15 protein-coding genes and 1 other annotated feature are annotated in these 18261 nt (G+C 48.3%); of the genes, 5 read left to right on the top strand and 10 right to left on the bottom strand.

Going from position 1 to position 18261, the window contains the following annotated elements; genetic code table 11:
- Nucleotides 1-46: 46 nt before the first annotated feature.
- Entirely contained in the window at nt 47-1117 is a 1071-nt protein-coding gene (cax, locus tag AC0MA3_RS00170) for a calcium/proton exchanger (protein ID WP_379153257.1), read from the top strand.
- Nucleotides 1118-1230: 113 nt separating this feature from the next.
- On the opposite strand, the gene AC0MA3_RS00165 is transcribed toward cax, so the two are convergent.
- From AC0MA3_RS00165 to AC0MA3_RS00145, 5 genes are all read right to left on the bottom strand, one after another.
- Nucleotides 1231-1536 (bottom strand): Fpa/YlaN family protein, encoded by a 306-nt coding sequence (locus tag AC0MA3_RS00165; protein WP_379153259.1) that lies wholly within the window; start codon nt 1534-1536, stop codon nt 1231-1233.
- 180 nt (nt 1537-1716) lie between these two features.
- On the bottom strand, nt 1717-1962 hold the full coding sequence (locus AC0MA3_RS00160) for an HPr family phosphocarrier protein (protein ID WP_019911485.1): 246 nt from the start codon (nt 1960-1962) through the stop codon (nt 1717-1719).
- 136 nt (nt 1963-2098) lie between these two features.
- Nucleotides 2099-3214 carry an aminopeptidase gene (locus AC0MA3_RS00155; RefSeq protein ID WP_474654734.1) on the bottom strand — a complete coding sequence of 372 codons (1116 nt, stop codon included), beginning with the start codon at nt 3212-3214 and terminating at the stop codon, nt 2099-2101.
- 95 nt (nt 3215-3309) lie between these two features.
- Nucleotides 3310-4215 carry a hypothetical protein gene (locus AC0MA3_RS00150; protein WP_474654733.1) on the bottom strand — a complete coding sequence of 302 codons (906 nt, stop codon included), beginning with the start codon at nt 4213-4215 and terminating at the stop codon, nt 3310-3312.
- 70 nt (nt 4216-4285) lie between these two features.
- Nucleotides 4286-6292 (bottom strand): sensor domain-containing diguanylate cyclase, encoded by a 2007-nt coding sequence (locus AC0MA3_RS00145; protein WP_474654732.1) that lies wholly within the window; start codon nt 6290-6292, stop codon nt 4286-4288.
- 491 nt (nt 6293-6783) lie between these two features.
- Here AC0MA3_RS00145 and rpsD point away from each other — a divergent pair, with 491 nt between their 5' ends.
- Nucleotides 6784-7383 (top strand): 30S ribosomal protein S4, encoded by a 600-nt coding sequence (gene rpsD / locus AC0MA3_RS00140; RefSeq protein WP_379153268.1) that lies wholly within the window; start codon nt 6784-6786, stop codon nt 7381-7383.
- An 85-nt stretch (nt 7384-7468) separates the two neighbouring features.
- On the opposite strand, the gene tyrS is transcribed toward rpsD, so the two are convergent.
- The gene (gene tyrS / locus AC0MA3_RS00135; RefSeq protein WP_474654731.1) at nt 7469-8722 is read right to left on the bottom strand and encodes a tyrosine--tRNA ligase; all 1254 of its coding nucleotides are present in this window, start codon (nt 8720-8722) and stop codon (nt 7469-7471) included.
- A 79-nt stretch (nt 8723-8801) separates the two neighbouring features.
- Nucleotides 8802-9057: a binding site (T-box leader), on the bottom strand.
- A gap of 137 nt (nt 9058-9194) precedes the next feature.
- On the opposite strand from tyrS, the gene AC0MA3_RS00130 reads away from it, so the two are divergent.
- A complete protein-coding gene (locus tag AC0MA3_RS00130; RefSeq protein ID WP_474654730.1) occupies nt 9195-12242 on the top strand; it encodes a transglycosylase domain-containing protein in 3048 nt (1015 codons plus the stop codon).
- A gap of 99 nt (nt 12243-12341) precedes the next feature.
- Here the strand turns inward: AC0MA3_RS00130 and acsA are convergent, their stop codons facing one another.
- Nucleotides 12342-14066 carry an acetate--CoA ligase gene (gene acsA, locus AC0MA3_RS00125; protein WP_474654729.1) on the bottom strand — a complete coding sequence of 575 codons (1725 nt, stop codon included), beginning with the start codon at nt 14064-14066 and terminating at the stop codon, nt 12342-12344.
- Nucleotides 14067-14228: 162 nt separating this feature from the next.
- Between acsA and AC0MA3_RS00120 the strand changes: the two genes are divergently transcribed.
- Nucleotides 14229-14861: a GNAT family N-acetyltransferase gene (locus AC0MA3_RS00120; protein ID WP_474654728.1), complete on the top strand. Its 633-nt coding sequence runs from the start codon at nt 14229-14231 to the stop codon at nt 14859-14861.
- Nucleotides 14862-14889: 28 nt separating this feature from the next.
- Here AC0MA3_RS00120 and AC0MA3_RS00115 read toward each other — a convergent pair whose 3' ends face one another.
- From AC0MA3_RS00115 to AC0MA3_RS00105, 3 genes are all read right to left on the bottom strand, one after another.
- Nucleotides 14890-15585 (bottom strand): 5'-methylthioadenosine/adenosylhomocysteine nucleosidase, encoded by a 696-nt coding sequence (locus tag AC0MA3_RS00115; RefSeq protein WP_474654727.1) that lies wholly within the window; start codon nt 15583-15585, stop codon nt 14890-14892.
- A 93-nt stretch (nt 15586-15678) separates the two neighbouring features.
- Complete coding sequence (ccpA, locus tag AC0MA3_RS00110) at nt 15679-16689, bottom strand: catabolite control protein A (protein ID WP_379153281.1); 1011 nt, start codon at nt 16687-16689, stop codon at nt 15679-15681.
- A 321-nt stretch (nt 16690-17010) separates the two neighbouring features.
- Nucleotides 17011-17442: a hypothetical protein gene (locus AC0MA3_RS00105; protein WP_379153283.1), complete on the bottom strand. Its 432-nt coding sequence runs from the start codon at nt 17440-17442 to the stop codon at nt 17011-17013.
- 250 nt (nt 17443-17692) lie between these two features.
- Here AC0MA3_RS00105 and AC0MA3_RS00100 point away from each other — a divergent pair, with 250 nt between their 5' ends.
- Nucleotides 17693-18217: a type 1 glutamine amidotransferase domain-containing protein gene (locus tag AC0MA3_RS00100; protein WP_379153285.1), complete on the top strand. Its 525-nt coding sequence runs from the start codon at nt 17693-17695 to the stop codon at nt 18215-18217.
- The last annotated feature ends 44 nt before the right edge of the window (nt 18218-18261 follow it).

The raw sequence follows: 18261 nt of genomic DNA, 5'->3' as shown, positions 1-18261 counted from the left end.
TTGATTATGAATTCAACCTACATATTGAGACTGGAGTGTGCTTTACTTGAAAAAATGGATATCTCCGGCGCTGTTAGCTGTTACTTTTCTCCTCAGCGCCATCGGACACTATGCGAATTGGGACCACACGCTGCAGTTCGTGCTTTCTGCCATTTCGGTCGTTTTTGTAGCAGGGTTTCTGGGAAGAGCTACCGAGAGTGTAGCCCACTATGCCGGACAGCGGCTGGGAGGCTTTCTTAATGCCACCTTCGGCAATGCGGCTGAGCTGATCATCGCCTTTTTCCTGGTAAAGGAAGGTCTCTTCGATATGGTCAAAGCCAGCCTCACCGGTTCCATCATCGGTAATCTCCTGCTGGTACTGGGCCTCAGTATTTTTGCCGGCGGCATGAAATTCAAAGTTCAGAACTTCAATGTCACGCTGGCTGGACTGAATGGCTCCCTGATGATCGTTGCGGTTATAGCCCTGTTTGTACCCGCCATGTTCTTCAACACCCATTCCATCACAGAAAAAGATACCGATGTACTAAGTCTCGTGGTGGCCGGACTGCTGATCGCCGCCTACATGGCCTGGCTGATCTTCTCCATGATTACACACAAAAAATATCTGGCAGACGTTACCGAAGACAACGATGAAGAACTGCCGAATGAACACAAGCCAGCCTGGTCTATGCGCAGATCAATTATCTATCTGGTGCTGGCAACGGTTATGGTTGCTTTCGTCAGTGAATGGCTGGTCGGCACACTGGAAACCTTGACCGAACGTTTTGGCTTCAGCGAGCTCTTTGTTGGTGCATTCCTTGTAGCCATCATTGGGAATGCCGCAGAGCACAGCGCAGCAATTATGCTGGCTATGAAGAACAAGATTGGGGCTGCGGTAGAAATTGCTGTCGGCAGCAGTCTGCAGATCGCCTTATTCGTTGCTCCGGTTCTGATCTTTGCCAGCTATTTCATGGGCAACACAATGGATATTGTCTTCACCACGATAGAGATTGTCGCGATCGCCGTATCGGTCTTTATCGCCAAATCCATCATTCAGGATGGTGCAACCAACTGGTATGAGGGATTGCTCCTGCTTGCCGTGTACATGATTCTCGGCGTTTCTTTTTATCTCGTGTAAGACAAAAAAGCACATGGGCGGACCAAAGGTCCCCATGTGCTTTTTAATAATATAAGAATTATAGGTTGTGCACCATTCATCATCCTGCTATTCACTGCTTCTAAAGGTTAGGATTACAGCATCTCGCGCTCCTCAGCCTTCTTATTCAACGCCTCGTACAGTACAGCCAGATTACGCTCCAGTTCGCTCAGAATCAGCTTGCCCGTAATTTCCGGAACCAGCCCTGCTCTGACCGCAAAGTCTACCTCTCTGGAGAAACCGTACATCTGGGTATCCAGCACTTCCTCATAGAGAGGACAGTAACGTGTCGCCAGATTCTCCATTTGCACTTCAATGAGCTTCTGAATTTTATCTGCATCTTCTTGTAGAAGAGTGATTGCTCTTAGATTAAGCTGTTCCTGTAAATCCGGTGAAGTCATGCATTATCCCCCCATTCCCAAAAGTTACAGCTGCAATTGCTATTAAGTCTAATATTAGTCGAAATCGGAACCCAATACAAGAATGCAGTTCATCCTCAGCCAGAAATGCAGTCTATATTCAAATATTTATAGAAAAAACGCCCTGCCGCACAGGCAGGACGTCCCACGGAAATAAATAATTTATTCCGCTACTACTGTAAATTTCAAACCGTGTTTGGCAAAAACTTCGCTCATTGCCTTCTTGGCTTCTTCAGCATCTGCGCCATGCACATGCAGCTCGTAGCTTTGGCTGGATACAAGAGTTGTAAACAAACCAAGAATACTCTTAACATCAATGTACTTGTTCTCTGCTTGCAGAACGATAGATGAGTTGAACCGGCTTGCCGTTTGGGCAATATCCACGATTGCCGCATTGTTACTGGACATAGGAATCCCTCCGCAACTTGATTATGAAACTTAAGTCTGGTGTAACCAATACCATGATACATTGAATCCGCTTACTCGTGCAAGGAATTTTCCTGAAAATAGAATGTAAGCAGCAAATTTCGCTTGTGATACCATTTTATTTCAAGTTTTCGGGGTTCAGACCTTCAAGCTCAGGAAGTACAAAAATCCCATCCTTACGGATCAGCACATCGTCAAAATAAATTTCGCCGCCGCCGTATTCCGGACGCTGAATGAGGACAAGATCCCAGTGAATCGAGGAACGGTTCCCGTTATCCGTTACATCATAGGCTTGGCCCGGTGTGAAATGCAGGCTACCGGCGATTTTCTCATCGAACAGAATGTCTTTCATGGGGTGCAGGATATAGGGGTTAAAGCCGATCGCAAATTCGCCAATATGGCGGGCACCCTCATCAGAATCGAGAATCTCGTTCAACCGCAAGGTATCATTGCTGGTAGCTTCAATAATTTTCCCGTTTTCGAATTTGAATTTGACATTTTCGAAAGTCACACCGTTATAGAGTGTAGCCGCGTTATAGCTGATCGTTCCATTCACAGAGTCACGTACAGGGGCGCTGTAGACCTCGCCGTCCGGTATGTTTTTCTGTCCGGAACATTTCTCCGCGCCAATTCCCTTAATGGAGAAAGTTAGTTCTGTACCTGGTCCGGCGATGCGGACCTTGTCCGTTCTGCGCATCAGGTCAGCAAGCGCGTCCTGAGCCTTATCCATTTTGGCATAATCCAGATTGCAGACCTCAAAGTAAAAGTCCTCAAAGGCTTCAGTAGTAGTATTGGCCAGTTGAGCCATACTTGCATTCGGATAACGCAGAACAACCCATTTAGTGTGCTTTACGCGCTGCTCGCTATGTACCGGATGGGAGTACAGTGAATTATATAGCTTCATATTCTCTTCAGGGACGTCCGAAAGATCATTAACGTTCTCCCCGGCACGTATACCGATATAGCAATCCATTTGTTTCATCCGGTTCAGATCAATTTCAGCCCAGGCTTGAAGACCTTCGGGTGTTGCATATTTAAGCATGCTGCGCAGAACCGTACGGTCGGTAAGTTGCACAAATGCACGGCCTCCGGCTTTGCCCACTTCCTCCACCACAGCTTTGATCAAATCTCTTTCGCTGCCAATCATTTCCACGAGCACATTTTCACCCGGCTGCACGTTTACGGAGTAGCTTACAAGGTTCTCCGCAAGCTTTTGAATCCTTGGATCCTTCATTCTTTTCTCTCTTCCTTCCTCATGCTAAATAGTAGGCATACCGTTTTATTGTAGCATGCCTGTACTGGAGCGCAAGGCATTTGAGGCACTGAACCTCAGCGGTAACCATAAAAATTGACCTGTGTTAGATAATTTTCCTCTGCAGTGTTGCCGCTTGCTTCCCGGACTCCCGGATAGCTTACTGTGCGGCTGCTCGTCAGGCTCCTCGGAAGATTTCGTTTGGTATCTACCTTGAGGTAGTACACAGTCTTGACGGATGCCCGTTGAAGCTTCTGATGAAGTTCATTATTCTTCTTTTCCCAGAGAAGCTGTAATGGCTCCAATCCCTTGTCAACCATCTGATGGTTTGCTATCACCACATCGGGACGGATGGCATCCATCTGACGCTCCAGTTCAGCAGTTAACTGCCTGTTGGCCTCCGCTTCACTGAGCTCAATGCGCAGCACCCGGGTTCCTCTTGCTGCACCAGCTTCTTCGCTCACCTTTTTCTCCAGATTCTCCAACTCTTCAAGCTGGCTGATCGGATTAAGCGAAGGCAGCGGATTCTTGCCCTGGGCAGAACCCTTCTCCGATAATAGAGTCCACTTGCCATTTTTTTTCTCAAGCTTGGAATAGTAGGCCGGAGTTCCTGCTGAACTTGATTTCAGCGTGTTCTTCTTTTCGCCACTGACCGCAGTACGAGGTGTGCGACTATCCGGCAACAGCGTATAAAGGCTTACCTTGTTATGGTCTGCTACCGTTCCTCCATAGTAAAGAGCGGCTTCCGGGACTGGTTTACCGTCAAGCAGCAGGGAAGAAGCCCCTTCAAAGGTTACTCCGTCGCTCCCGTCCATCCCGGCCAGCACCAGACTCAAATTCTCAGCAGCAGGTTTGTCATTAAGAGAGCTACAACTCGTGCTAAGTATGGCGGTACACAGCAAAAATGTGCTTATTACCACCCTGTTAACTTTTCTCATGGCAGTCAGGCCTTTCGGGTTATGGATGCTTAGATTTCTTTCCATAGGATTTCCCGCCAGCTGCGGCTTATACGCCTTAAGATTTGCAGTTAAACGCAAAAAAAAATCCTCAGGCTTACACCCAAGGATTCTGTACATTGATCTCAACTTTTTTGTTATCTATCACAACCAGGTTTCTGCCGTTATTCTTCGCTTCATACAGCGCCATATCTGCCCGATAGAAGAGCGATTCCACACTGACTTTATCATCGGTCCAACTCCACTCCGCAATACCGCAGGATACGGTAACATGTGGATGAGTCTCAGCCATTACCCGCTTGCGGATACGTTCTGCGACAAATACTGCCTGCTGGACGCCAAGCTGAGGCAAATAGACCGCAAGCTCCTCCCCGCCCCACCTCGCGGCAATATCCCCCTGACGGATGGATGACTTGACGATTTCGCTTACCTGCCTCAGTATTCTGTCTCCCTGTTGATGCCCGTATGTATCATTAACCATCTTGAATTGATCGATATCCACAACGATTAAAGAACCGCAGAAATCAGTAACCTGCTTATCCTTGATCACTTCGTCTAAATAATGCCTCGCGTACAATCCTGTCAGAGTGTCCCGGTTTGCCAGACGCCGTACCTCGGCATGCAGACGGGCATTGCCTACTGCAAGTCCAATATGGCCCGCCATTGCCTGCAGCAGCCTGTAGCTGTCATATGAGAAGAAATGCGGATCACGGTGGGTCAGCATAATCGCTCCACGAACCTCTCCACCGACACTAAGCGGAGTGGCAATCATGGAATTCGATCCTGTAGCATCCATCAGACGCGAGTAGGTTTCTGCCGAATTCTGATAATCGGATAGAATAAGCGCTTCGCCCGTAGCATAGACCTTGCCTCCAAGGCCAACACTATCCTCAATAATCTCACCCTGCATCGGATGATAATTGCAGGCAATCGTCTCAAGCCCGCCCTTTTCTTCATTCATATGTAAAATGCAGCAATAATCTGCATCAAACATTTCGAGCAGCTCTTCAAAAGCAAATTTAAAAATATCACCAAGCCGCAAGCTTTGATTCAGGCGCTGAGTAAGTTCATTGCTCATGCGCAGTTCCCGAATCAGCTGATTGGAGCGTTCATACAGTTTGGCATTTTCAAAAGCAGTCCCTGCTGTATCAGCAACCATTGATAGAAATCGCAAATCAACTTCCGGGAATGAGGGTTTGTCCATGACCAAATGAAATACTCCATACACCCCCTGCTTACCGCAAAGCGGGAGTCCAATTTCAACGGAATGGCTGTTATCACGGCCGGCATACAAGGTAACACGCCCATCTTTGAACGCCCTTGCACACACATCATCATTCCCCCAGCGGAGCGGGAGCGGTTTGACCTGCGGATGTGTGCTGCGGTGATCTTGAGACATGAAAAGCTCCAGTCTGGCTCCCGGGTACATGGCAGAAATACTGTCAATAACCTCTGTAAGCACAGCATTCACATCTATATTGTCATGCATCCGCTGCACAATCTGGAAGAGTAGGGAACGCCTGCTGCTCTCACGCTCTGCATGAAGGTGCACACCGGCCATATCAGAGACGAACACCTGCTCAAATCTGCGGTAGAAGCAGGTCTGGAAATGTACGGCCATAGCTTCCGCAACATGCAGCCCGCCTTGCTCATATTGAGATTGCAGCATGGCACAGCCGAGCAGAGCAAAGATTTCATTCTGCGTACGCGAGAATACCGGCAGAACAATAACGGTCATTTGGCGTCCATCTGCCACTTGATGGGCCGTATAAACCTCTCTCGATTCCAAGGCAAAAGCGGCAGCCTCTTCCCATTCATCCTTCCAGTTGTGCACCGAATGACCTATATCATCTGTACTGCAAATATATTCACCTTCAAAATTAAGCACACCCCAATTCCAGGACCTCGCGAATTCCGGTGCAGCCTGGCTCTGCCATTCTGTGAAGCTCTCCACTATCAAATTGACTGCATAAGGAAAGTCATACGATACAATATCCATTTCCCTGAGCCATGCGGCCGGATCTTGATGTTCTCCGTTTGATCGCATGGTATCCTGTAACAGCACACGATTCTCCTTGCGTTCGTATGCTTCCCGTTCTGACATAAAAAGGATCCCCTTTACATCTCGTACAAGCAGAAACGGCTTTGCCAACCACCAAGAGGCCTGTACCGTTCCAGCGAGAAAGAGAAGGATATTTTTAGAATGTGAAACATATAAACACTTAATTTCAAAATAGCTTTCCGATAACATCTAATTAGTTATATTTTACTCCCTTTCATTGGGTATTGCATTATATTTTCCTCAAAACCGGGATTTTTTTTAGGACCTAAGAACTAACGACAAAGTTAGACAAAATCTCTTTTAACTTGCACTTGACTTTATCTGTCGTTTTCATATAATATTTATTGTTGAACAAGACTGTAAGCAGTCTTAATTGGGCGTAACGTTGTGTCACCCTCACGCATCTCGTTACTGCCAGGGCAGCGGCTGAACTTCCCCGGCAGAGTGAAACCATCTAACGCTTTCACGGATACGATTTGCGGCGCAAATAGGCCCTAACATGAAATTTCAATTATAAAGGAGTCTACTATAACATGGCACGTTACACCGGACCTAAATTCAAACTCAGCCGCCGTCTGGGCATTTCCCTTAGCGGTACAGGCAAAGACCTTAAACGCCCTTTCCCACCAGGACAGCACGGCGCTAACCAACGCAGAAAAGTAAGTAACTACGGAATGCAGCTTTTGGAAAAACAAAAACTGCGCCACATGTACGGTTTGGGTGAAAAGCAATTTAAAACTCTTTTCACTAAAGCACAGAAGCTCCAGGGTATCGCGGGCGAAAACTTCATGTTCCTGCTCGAAAGCCGCTTGGACAACCTGGTATACCGTCTTGGTTTTGCTAACTCCCGCGCTGGTGCGCGTCAGCTGGTATCCCACGGACATGTTACCGTTAACGGTAAAAAAGTCGACATCGCTTCTTACCGTGTAAGTGTAGGCGACGTTATCGGACTTCGTGAAAGAAGCCGCGCTATGGCTTCCATCAAAGAAGCTTTGGAAAACCGTTCCCACCTTGCAGGCTATCTGGAATATGCTGAAGGTTCTTTCGAAGGCAAATACATTCGTTTGCCAGAACGCGCCGAGCTGTCCCAAGATATCGATGAAAAGCAAATCGTCGAATTCTACAACCGTTAAGATTTCGCCTACAAGCGAAAACGAGCAAAGCCTCCAGAGCAATCTGGAGGCTTTTTTTCATTTCCATTGAACCTCAGAGCCATGCCTAGACCAAGATCAACTTGACGAACTTCCGCTTGCCCGACTGGATTATATCTCCATCTTTAGGCCGGAGTTCACCGTTGATGTCCTCCTGTTTCACTTCGTTCCATTTAACCGAACCTTGCTTGATACTTCGTTTGGCTTCACTTTTGGAGTCTGCAAAACCAATCCGGGTCAGAAGCTCTGCCAGTCTGATCATGCCGTTCTCAAGCTCAGCCTCTGCGAGAGTATACGTCCCGATATCCTCGGGCAGCAACCGCCGCTGAAAGACAATGACGAAATGCTCCTGCGCGGCATCTGCCGCTGCCATACCGTGGTATGTACGTACAAAGTTATGGGCTAGCTGCATTTTGACATCCCTGGGATGTGCTTTTCCTGATGCCAGAGCTTCCTTCAGTGAAGCCAGCTCCTCATTGCTCAGGTCCGTAACCATTTCGTAGTATCTAAGCATCAGCTCATCCGGAACAGACATGGTTTTCCCGTACATTTCATTCGGCTCTTCATCGATACCAATGTAATTGCCAAGACTCTTACTCATTTTCTTAACTCCGTCAAGCCCTTCAAGCAGCGGCATCAGCATCACAACCTGCAGCTCTTCGCCGTATTCTTTCTGCAGAGTACGTCCCATGAGTATATTGAATTTCTGATCCGTGCCGCCCAGCTCGATATCAGTCTTATTGTGAACCGAGTCCATTCCCTGCATCAACGGGTAGAAAAATTCATGTATGCTGATGGCTTGGCCGCTCTGGAAGCGTTTCGTGAAGTCATCACGCTCCATCATCCGGGCTACAGTGACTTTGGCCGACATATTTACTACTTCTGTAAAAGTCATCGGGCTCAGCCATTCAGAGTTGCATAGGACCTCTGTTTTTTCAGAATCTAGAATTTTGTAAATTTGCTTCTTGTACGTATCAGCGTTACGCTGAACATCTTCTTCACTAAGCTGTTTGCGTGTCTCGGATTTGCCTGTAGGGTCGCCAATCCGTCCAGTGAAATCTCCGATAATCAATTGTACGTGATGTCCCAGCACCTGGAACTGGCGAAGTTTGTGGAGCACCACAGTATGCCCGATGTGGATGTCGGGAGCGGACGGGTCCAGCCCCAGCTTAACGTTAAGCGGAATCCCTGTTACCACTGACTTTATCAGCTTGCCCCTCAGTTCCGACTCAGGCACAATTTCTGCCGCTCCGCGTGAGACGACTTTCAGTTGCCGTTCCACTTCCAGCTGCTGTTCCCGGGTCAACTCTTCCCATTTCATAACTACCCCTCCTCGAAAATCTGTCAGTGCATATTTCGTTTCAAGCCAAGCAACGCAAAAAGAGCCTTCCACTCATCCCATAAGGGACGAGAAAAAGACTCGCGGTACCACCCTAATTAAAAGCACTCGCAGCCGGCACGCCGGAGGGCTTTTCACTTCATTGCCATAACGGGATCGACCCGGAACCGGACTACTGGACAAATCTGAATTCAGATTATTGTTCCTCCGGTCAGCTCCAGACTGTAATTCAAAGGGGCCTGCTGCCGGTTCGCACCACCCACCGGCTCTCTGAAATACCTGGCTTCCCTTCTACTAATGTCCTTCTATGCCTTTATGATATCTAATTGAATCTATTTGTATCACAGCGGCTTTTCAAAAGTCAATATAAGGCTAAAAAGCCCATAAAGCAGGGGCGCATTCAAAATCGGCAAATTGTGCTATAATAGTTCCGTTAAAAGGAGGATTAACGTCGATGGTTGAGGAGAACAAAAAGAAGACCGCAAAGCAGCGTCCACCCCGTAGATCCTGGCTCCGCAGGTTCGGTTCCGTCGTGAAGTGGATGTTTATACTCGGCATACTTGGCATACTGTTTGCCGGTGGTGCTGTGGCAGGCTACGTCACTTCCATAGTGAAGGACGATCCTGTCCGTTCCGAAGAATTGATCCAACAGCAAGTCAGCCAGAATGCCGTTACCGGCTTTGCGTATTTCCGGGATGGCCAACCGATCGGCCAGCTCCGGACTGAAGAGGACCGCAGACTTGTAGAATTCAACAATATTCCGCAGCTTGTTATTGATGCCGTCCTCGCTATAGAGGACAATAATTTCTACAATCATAAAGGGGTCGATTTCAGCGGCACCCTGCGTGCCGTAAAGCAAAAGCTGCTGAACGAATCTGTCCAGACCGGCGGCAGTACCCTGACCCAGCAATTGGCGCGGCGCGTGTTCCTCAATCTGGACCGGACCGAGGACCGCAAGATCAAAGAGATTCTGCTGTCTCTAAGACTGGAACGTTATTTATCCAAGCAGGAAATTTTAACGGCCTATTTGAATAAGGTTCCTTTCGGGAATGGATCGAACGGTTACAACGTGTACGGTATCAAAGCAGCGGCAAAAGGGATTTTTGGCTTGGATGATCTGGATAAGCTGAATACAGCCCAAGCCGCGTATTTAGCCGGACTCCCCCAACTGCCCTCCAAATATTCCGCGTTTAATGGAGTCGGTGAATTTAATGAAACCGCATTTAATCGTGCTATGGAGCGGCAGAAGCTTGTACTTCGCCGGATGCTGGAGGAGAACAAAATTACTAACTCCCAGTATAACGAAGCGCTTCAGTTTGATATCAAGGGTTCTTTAGCACCGCATACGAAGAAGGCTTATGCAACATATCCTTATTTGATGCTGGAGACGGAGCGCAAAGCGGCCGAGATCATTCTGTCCATCAATGAAGGCAATAATGGTGTGATCGATCCGAACACCCCTGCCACTGAAGATAACAGTGTGCAGTTGGAGGAAGCACGCCTGCAGCTTATGACCGGAGGGTACCGCGTATACACAACGATAGATAAAAAAGTATACAGCGCCATGCACAGCATCTCCGAGGACAGCGAAAACTTCACGAAGGACAGTAAGGCCAGAGGTAAGGAACAGACAGCTGGCATGATGATCAACAACAAAACAGGGGCTATCCTGGGCATGATTGAAGGCAGAGACTTTAATATTGAGCAAATGAACTATGCCACACAAATGGTTCGTCAGCCGGGCTCAACCATGAAACCGATAGCAGCCTACCTCCCTGCACTGGACGCCGGATTAATTCAGCCTGCAGGCATTCTGGATGATGCGCCGATTATTCTCAAAGACGGTGGCAAAGGCTTCCACATTCCAAAGAATGCCAACAACCGGTATCAGGGACTGGTAACAGCCCGTTATGCGCTTAACAAATCCTTAAATCTGCCAGCCCTTAAGCTGTTCAACGATAAGGTTGGCATCGAGAAAGCATGGGCCTTCTCCAAGAAATTGGGCATTACAACTATACAGGATAATGATTACAACGCTCAGACCGGGGTTATCGGCGGGTTACGTTATGGGGTTACTGTTGAGGAATTAACAAATGCCTACTCTTCGATTGGGAATCAGGGGGCATTCAATGATGCCTATATGATCGAGAAGATTGTGGATTCACAGGGTAAAATCATCTACCAGCATAAAGTGAATCCGGAGCAGGTCTACTCCAAACAAACCGCTTATCTAATGACGGATATGTTGCGTACGGTTATTACCGACGGTACAGCAAGCACAGTTAAGAAAAACTATAAACACTTCAAAGATGTACCCATTGTCGGCAAAACCGGGTCTACCCAAAACTATGGAGATGTGTGGTTTATGGGCTATACACCGGATGTAACACTTGGAATGTGGGTGGGCTACAAGGAACAAATCAATACACTACAGGGCGATACCCAAAAACGTCAGGCACAGACCCTGTGGACAAAAGTGATGAACGCCGTTATTGACAAGCAGCCTGAGCTTTTTGTTACCAAGGAATTTCCGAAACCTGAAGGAATCGTCAAAAGGACAGTTTCTGCATACAGCGGCAAGCTCCCGACTGACTTGACCGACAGGTTCACCACAGATGTATTTAATGTGAAGTATGTACCTACTTCAAGCGATGATGGAATCTCAAGAGCCAAGTATATTAGTTATAACGGAGTTAATTATATCCCTCTCGAAGGCACTCCTGAGGATTTCCTCAAAGAAAAAATTGTCGTCAAGCGTGAAAAACCAATTCAGGATCTGGTGAAGGAGCTGCTTGCCGCATTCCCGTCAATGAAAGAGCATGAATCGCTGGAATATTATATGCCTGAAGATGCGAAATCCGATTATCCTACCGAGGTTGATCCCCGTGTGGATGACGGAAGTGCACCAACGGCTCCAAGCGGAGTCAATATATCCTACAATACAGGTAAAGCGGTTATCACCTTTAATCCGAGCGGTTCGCCGGATGTAATTGGCTACCGTTTGTACCGCTCGCTGAATGGTGGTTCGTTTCAAAAGCAGGCCATTCTGTCAGTTGGCGAAGGAACTACTTTCACACCGGGCACTCCGGCCAGTGTGAATGCGTCCTTTTATGTAGCTGCAGTAGATGTTGCCGGTCATGAGTCAGCTTCCGGCAGCGTGGCCGGGGCTACACCAACACCAGAAACCACCCCTCCACCCGTAGATCTTCCAGATGCAGAAGCTACACCAGAGCCGGGAGCTCTACCGGGAGCTACGGAGGATCCCGGGATGATTATTATCCCGCCATCGGATGGCTCTGACATTCCTACGGGATCCGGAACCAACGTTGCCGGCGGCGGCAATGCCGCTGGCGGCGGAAACGCAACTGGTGGTGGCAACGCCGCTAGTGGTAGTAACGCCGCTGGTGGTAGTAACGCCGCTGGTGGCGGCAATGCCGCCGGAGGTAATGCCAGCGGCGGCGGGAATGCCGGCTCTGGCAACGGTGGAGCTAAAACCCCTTAATATTAGGTCTGCAGACACCATTATACTTTCGAAACCCCAAAAAACACCACTACCGGTTCATCACCGGCGGTGGTGTTTTTGCCATGTCTCTGGAATCAATTAATCCTCTATGGTGGATAGATCTCCTGCGGGAAGATGCAGCTCCCAGGCTTTCAGCACGCGGCGCATAATTTTGCCGGAGCGCGTCTTGGGCAGCTTTTCCTTGAATTCAATTTCACGCGGCGCCGCATGGGCAGATAACCCGGTTTTGACGAAAGCCGCAATTTCCTCCTTCAGCTCTGCCGTAGGGAAATAACCATCCCGTAAAGAAATGAACGCCTTGATGATCTCTCCCCGCATGACATCCGGTTTACCGATAACCCCAGCTTCAGCAACTGCAGGATGCTCTACCAGTTTGCTCTCCACCTCAAAAGGTCCTATCCGCTCACCAGAGGAATTGATGACATCATCAATGCGACCCTGAAACCAGAAATAACCTTCATCGTCCATGTAAGCAGAGTCCCCGGAAATGTACCAGCCTGGAATGCGGAAGTACTCCTCGTATTTCGCCTGATTGTTCCAGATCTGTCCCATCATAGAGGGCCAGGGGGTCCGGATCGCGAGGTTCCCCATGGAATAAGGCGGTAACAGATTACCCCTGTCATCCAGTATTGCAGCTTCGATACCAGGCAAGGGCCGCCCCATGGAGCCGGGCTTGATGTCCATTCCCGGATAATTGCAGATCAGCTGTGCTCCGGTTTCTGTCATCCACCATGTATCATGAATGCGTTGCTGATAGAATTTATCCCCCCAACGCACCACTTCAGGATTCAACGGTTCCCCTACTGACAAGACATGCCGCAGACTGCTTAGATTGGTCCCCTGCAGGCTCGCCTCTCCTGCCCCCATAAGCATCCGGAAGGCGGTAGGAGCGCTGTACCATACAGTAACCGCAAAACGTTCAATCGTCTTATACCAATCCTGCGGACTGAAGCGCCCGCCACGAACAACATTGGTCACACCGTTCAGCCAAGGAGCAAAGATCCCATAAGATGTTCCAGTGACCCATCCCGGATCTGCTGTGCACCAATAGATATCATCAGGACGCAGGTCAAGTACAACCTTACCTGTATAATAATGCTGTATCATTGCTCTTTGCACATGGTATACACCCTTGGGCTTGCCAGTGGAGCCGGAGGTATAATGCATAATCAGCCCATCCTCCAGACTAAGCCATTCGGGTTCAAGCTCCGCAGATGCCGCAGCGGTCTCTTTTTCATAGCTGATTAGCCCTTGTTCACTATCTGCAGTGCCTCCTACCACAAAAATATGCTTCAGCGCAGGCAGCTCTTCACGCTTGACCCGCTGCAGCAATTCCGGGGTTGTAACGAGAGCTATGGCACCACTGTCCTCCAGACGGTCCTTAACAGCTGTTTCCATAAACGCCTCAAACAACGGTCCCGCCACCGCACCGACTTTGAGCACACCCAACAGACTGAAATACAACTCCGGCTTGCGGGGCATAAAAATAAACACCCTGTCCCCCCGGCCAATACCGTGCGCACGCAACACGTTCCCAAAACGATTGGATCTCTCCCGAAGGTCAGAGAACGTATACATCTCTTCCCTGGTGGAATCACTGTAGATTAAAGCCGTCGCCGCTCCGCGGCCTTCCTGGACATGCCGGTCAATCGCTTCATGGGCCATATTCACCTTGCCACTCTCATGCCAGGAGAAGTCTTTCTCCACATCCTCCCACCGGAATTCGCTAACTGCCCGGGAATAATCCGCCATATTGGCTTGCTTCACGCGGCCCGGTAAAATTTCGCTGTGGACTTGCCCCATTACTCTTGCCTCCCTCACTCGTTTGATTTAAGCTTTAAGGGCGAGACTCTTCTCTTAAGCAATGCTGTCAATGGATTAAATGTGAATATTTTATGTCGGAACTAGTATATCACAGGAAGCGGTTACATTCTAGATTTGCCTAACTTGGAGGGGAGCCTGTCCATGGAGCACCGCAAAATCCCTGTATCCCATATTCTTCATCATCAAGAAAGCACCCTTACCGTTAGTGGACCTTTGTCTCCAGACAGGCTGAGGAGGCTCCAAATGCATCCTGATCTGGACGCCTTCCGTAAACCGCAGGAGCAGCTGGAAGCGCTTATAGAGATTGCTGGACTGCCTGAAGGGCGTGTAATAGCCGCTGTTGCTGACCACATGATCACCGGATATGTTACGTTTCATTATCCCGATGAATTGGAGCTGTGGTCGCAGGGTGGTATGGTAGATCTTATAGAGCTGGGTGCTATAGAAGTAGCAAATGTATACAGGGGGATGGGGCTTGCGAAGCTGCTGATTAGCACTGCTTTTGAGCGGGAACAGCTGGAGAACTGCATCGTATTCACCACTGAATATTACTGGCACTGGGATCTTAAAGGCAGTGGTCTTGATGTATGGGCTTACCGCCAGATGATGGAAAAACTTATGCAAACGGTGGATATGGTCTGGTATGCCACAGATGATCCGGAGATTTGCTCCCACCCTGCCAATTGCCTCATGGTCCGTATCGGTCATGAAGTGCCGATGTCTTCACAGGAAACTTTTGACCGGGTGCGATTCAGACAGCGATTCATGTACTAGGCTGCAGATAAACCTCCGGAGAAATGGTTCACATTGCTTTCAGTATATATTCGAGGATGGCATGGGAGCGTTCGGCAGCGGTTACCGTAAATTCACGATAATTCGCATGCGCCGAACCATCTGCTTTATCAGACATCGAGCGGATAATGACAAAAGGAATCTCATTCATGAAGCAGACTTGTGCCACAGCAGCGCCTTCCATTTCCGCACATGCTCCGCCCAGCTGCTCCCGAAGCTCGGATACAGCGGCCGTACTGGCAATAAATTGATCCCCTGACAGTACGATTCCCGTAATCGACCTCTGCTTCATGGCATGGCAAGCCCCTTCTGCCAGCTGCACAAGGACTGGATCTGCTGGGAAAAAGGATACCTCCTGATAAGGAATCACTCCCCGCGGGTATCCAAGAGCGCTAGCATCCATGTCATGCTGAATGCACTGTGAAGAGATGACGATATCCCCAATTCCCAGATCTGGGTGTAACGCTCCCGCAACGCCTGTGAACAACACACACCCCACTCCGAAGCTATCGATTAGTATTTGCGTCGTCACCGCAGCATTCACCTTGCCGACCCCAGATTTACAAAGAACTACCTTTTGGCCCGAGATGGTACCTGAATAGTACGCAATACCTGCCTTAATAGTGCTCTCTCTGTCTTCCATACTGTCTAACAACAGCTTGATCTCCTCATCCATCGCTCCAATTAATCCAATGACTTCATTCATATGTATCCCCCTACGGTAAATTTAAAGATATAAAACATAAAAAGCCCCAAAAGGAGCTTTTTACGCACTTATGTTCCAACCTATTCCGAATGCTTACTTGTTCAAATGATTAACAGACAAACGGAGAATCGTCTCATGCGGCAAAATAACCCGCGGGTTCTCAACGGTTTCCTTCTTCATCAGCTTCGTCAGCAGTCTCATTGCTACCGCACCCAGATCGTACATTGGCTGTGCTACTGTCGTCAGCAACGGACGAACCATTGAAGCCATACGGATGTTATCGACACTGATAATGGAGAAGTCATCCGGAACTTTAAGACCTTCATCCTGAATGCTGTGGATGGCTCCGATCGCCATTTCATCGGTTGCAGCAAATACTGCCGTTGGTTTCTTCTTGAGTCCGAGGAAATACTTCATGGCTTCGACACCGGATTCGTAACGATAGTTCCCGATACGCACCAGGTCCTCCTGATACTCAATACCTGCTGCTTCCAGCGCTTTCTTATAGCCTTGGAAACGGGCATAGCCGTTGGCAGGATCCTGCAGGGTACCGCTGATCATCGCAATTTCGCGGTGGCCATGACGGATCAGTGTGTTCACTGCGTCAAAGGCAGCAGTCTCATGGTCGATATCCACCGACGGATAGCTACCCTTTTCATCACGCGTCGCGCAAAGTACGATTGGCACAGCAGACGTCTGAAAAGCTTGAATATGCTCTTCAGTTACAGTCCCGCCCATGAAGAGCAGACCATCCACTTGTTTCTCCAAAAGCGTATTAATTACACGAATTTCCTTCTCTTTGCGTTTATCCGCATTACACAAAATAATATTGTAATGATACATGTTGGCAATATCTTCGATCCCGCGCGCAATTTCTGCAAAAATCGAGTTCGAGATATCGGGGATAACAACCCCAACGGTTGTCGTTTTCTTGCTGGCGAGACCTCTCGCCACGGCATTTGGACGATAGCCCAAACGTTCAATCGCTTCAAAAACTTTCTTCCGGGTCTGCGGTTTCACGTTCGGGTTATTATTCACAACCCGTGATACCGTAGCCATAGATACGCCTGCTTCTCGAGCTACATCGTAAATGGTTACCGTCAAATTACTCTCTCCATTGCGATAAATTTTATCGTTCGACTAATTAAAATTATGATACGACACTTTGTACAATTGTGCAATGATAACGCTTCATTTTCCTTTCAAAATTTCTTTCAAAGGTTAAAACGCTATTCGCTATACGGAATAAAGGCCTGGTGTTGCTACATTTCCTCCGAGTAATTGCCACTAATGAGCCAGTCGCATTCATAGGTTTGTCTGATCTGATACTATCGTATCAAAAAGCGCGTGAAAAATCCAACATTCGTGAAATATTTTCATTGATTTTGCAGAAAAAATTTCAGAATCCGCTTTATTCTGCATTAATTACGTTCTTTCTGCAGGCTCAACTGTCAATTGAGACAGTCTTTTACCAGTTTCCTCCATCCACTTCCGGTCGGAACTATCTGCCGCTACCCGGTAGACATCCAGCAGTAAATCTACACGCCCCTGTATGGCACACCGGATCGTTTCCTCTACCTCAGACATTCCGCCTTCGAACAATCCCGCAGCAAAAGTTTCTTTCAGAACGCTTGCCCATTCATTGTTATCCGCAAAGGAAATATGCCTCTTAGGCGGAGAATCCCCAAGTTCATGAATCAGCTTGGACAGATCGCTTCTGATGAATGGCAGAGGGTCGTAACGGCCGCACACTCCACAGGTGTAGACTGGAACATGTGTGATTTTTATTTTTGCGCTGTAGATCAGCGTATGCATATGTATGGTCATGATTCCGCCGCAGCCACACGACTTCTTCATTAATGGCTCTTTATACATCTCCCACACCTCAGATTTAATAGTAAAATTCACTGAACGTCTATCCTAGGGAAAATTGCGAAAATTCTCCTGCTCCATTGCTATATTCGACTCGCATCCTCCAAACCCTTCTGATTTGCATAAAATGATTTAATTGGAAATTAAGTAAAAGATTGCTGTCACCAGGATGACTTCATATATCAAATTTGCTAGAATGTACTGAAGTCAAGATTAATGAAGGGAGCTGCAAAGCATGAGACTAACCGGAAAAAAGGTCATAGCACTCGTAGACGATGAGTTCGAAGATTTGGAGCTGTGGTACCCGGTGTACCGTGTCAGGGAAGAAGGTGCCGAGGTACATCTGGCCGGACTGGAGAAGAACAAAACTTACGTTGGAAAATATGGCGTACCCGCCAAAGCCGATTATTCCTGGGATGAACTGAACGCTTCTGATTATGATGGCATCCTCGTACCGGGCGGCTGGGCTCCCGATAAGATCCGCCGCTATAGCGCTGTACTGAAGCTGGTGCAGGATTTCAATGCTGCTAAGAAGCCGATCGGCCAAATCTGCCATGCCGGCTGGGTGCTGATATCCGCGAAAATTCTGAACGGTGTCACTGTCACTTCCACCCCAGGAATCCGTGATGACATGGAAAATGCCGGAGCGATCTGGAAAGATGAAGCTGTCGTCACAGACGGACACATTATCTCAGCCCGCCGCCCACCAGATCTGCCGCCTTATGGCAAAGCCTTTTGCGATGCGCTGGCGGAAATATAAGATTAGAAAGCCCTGACCCTCTGCTATGCAGAGGATCAGGGCTT

The organism is Paenibacillus sp. LS-5 (assembly GCF_056121505.1).
Note: the sequence above shows the minus strand (reverse complement) of the source record. Positions and strands in the feature narration are given on the sequence as shown.

Coding starts and splice junctions, on each gene's coding strand:
- AC0MA3_RS00165 (WP_379153259.1), bottom strand. CDS start 1,536: ATGACTTCACCGGATTTACAGGAACAGCTTAATCTAAGAGCAATCACT.
- AC0MA3_RS00160 (WP_019911485.1), bottom strand. CDS start 1,962: ATGTCCAGTAACAATGCGGCAATCGTGGATATTGCCCAAACGGCAAGC.
- AC0MA3_RS00155 (WP_474654734.1), bottom strand. CDS start 3,214: ATGAAGGATCCAAGGATTCAAAAGCTTGCGGAGAACCTTGTAAGCTAC.
- AC0MA3_RS00150 (WP_474654733.1), bottom strand. CDS start 4,215: ATGGAAAGAAATCTAAGCATCCATAACCCGAAAGGCCTGACTGCCATG.
- AC0MA3_RS00145 (WP_474654732.1), bottom strand. CDS start 6,292: ATGTCAGAACGGGAAGCATACGAACGCAAGGAGAATCGTGTGCTGTTA.
- rpsD (WP_379153268.1), top strand. CDS start 6,784: ATGGCACGTTACACCGGACCTAAATTCAAACTCAGCCGCCGTCTGGGC.
- tyrS (WP_474654731.1), bottom strand. CDS start 8,722: ATGAAATGGGAAGAGTTGACCCGGGAACAGCAGCTGGAAGTGGAACGG.
- AC0MA3_RS00130 (WP_474654730.1), top strand. CDS start 9,195: ATGGTTGAGGAGAACAAAAAGAAGACCGCAAAGCAGCGTCCACCCCGT.
- acsA (WP_474654729.1), bottom strand. CDS start 14,066: ATGGGGCAAGTCCACAGCGAAATTTTACCGGGCCGCGTGAAGCAAGCC.
- AC0MA3_RS00120 (WP_474654728.1), top strand. CDS start 14,229: ATGGAGCACCGCAAAATCCCTGTATCCCATATTCTTCATCATCAAGAA.
- AC0MA3_RS00115 (WP_474654727.1), bottom strand. CDS start 15,585: ATGAATGAAGTCATTGGATTAATTGGAGCGATGGATGAGGAGATCAAG.
- AC0MA3_RS00105 (WP_379153283.1), bottom strand. CDS start 17,442: ATGAAGAAGTCGTGTGGCTGCGGCGGAATCATGACCATACATATGCAT.
- AC0MA3_RS00100 (WP_379153285.1), top strand. CDS start 17,693: ATGAGACTAACCGGAAAAAAGGTCATAGCACTCGTAGACGATGAGTTC.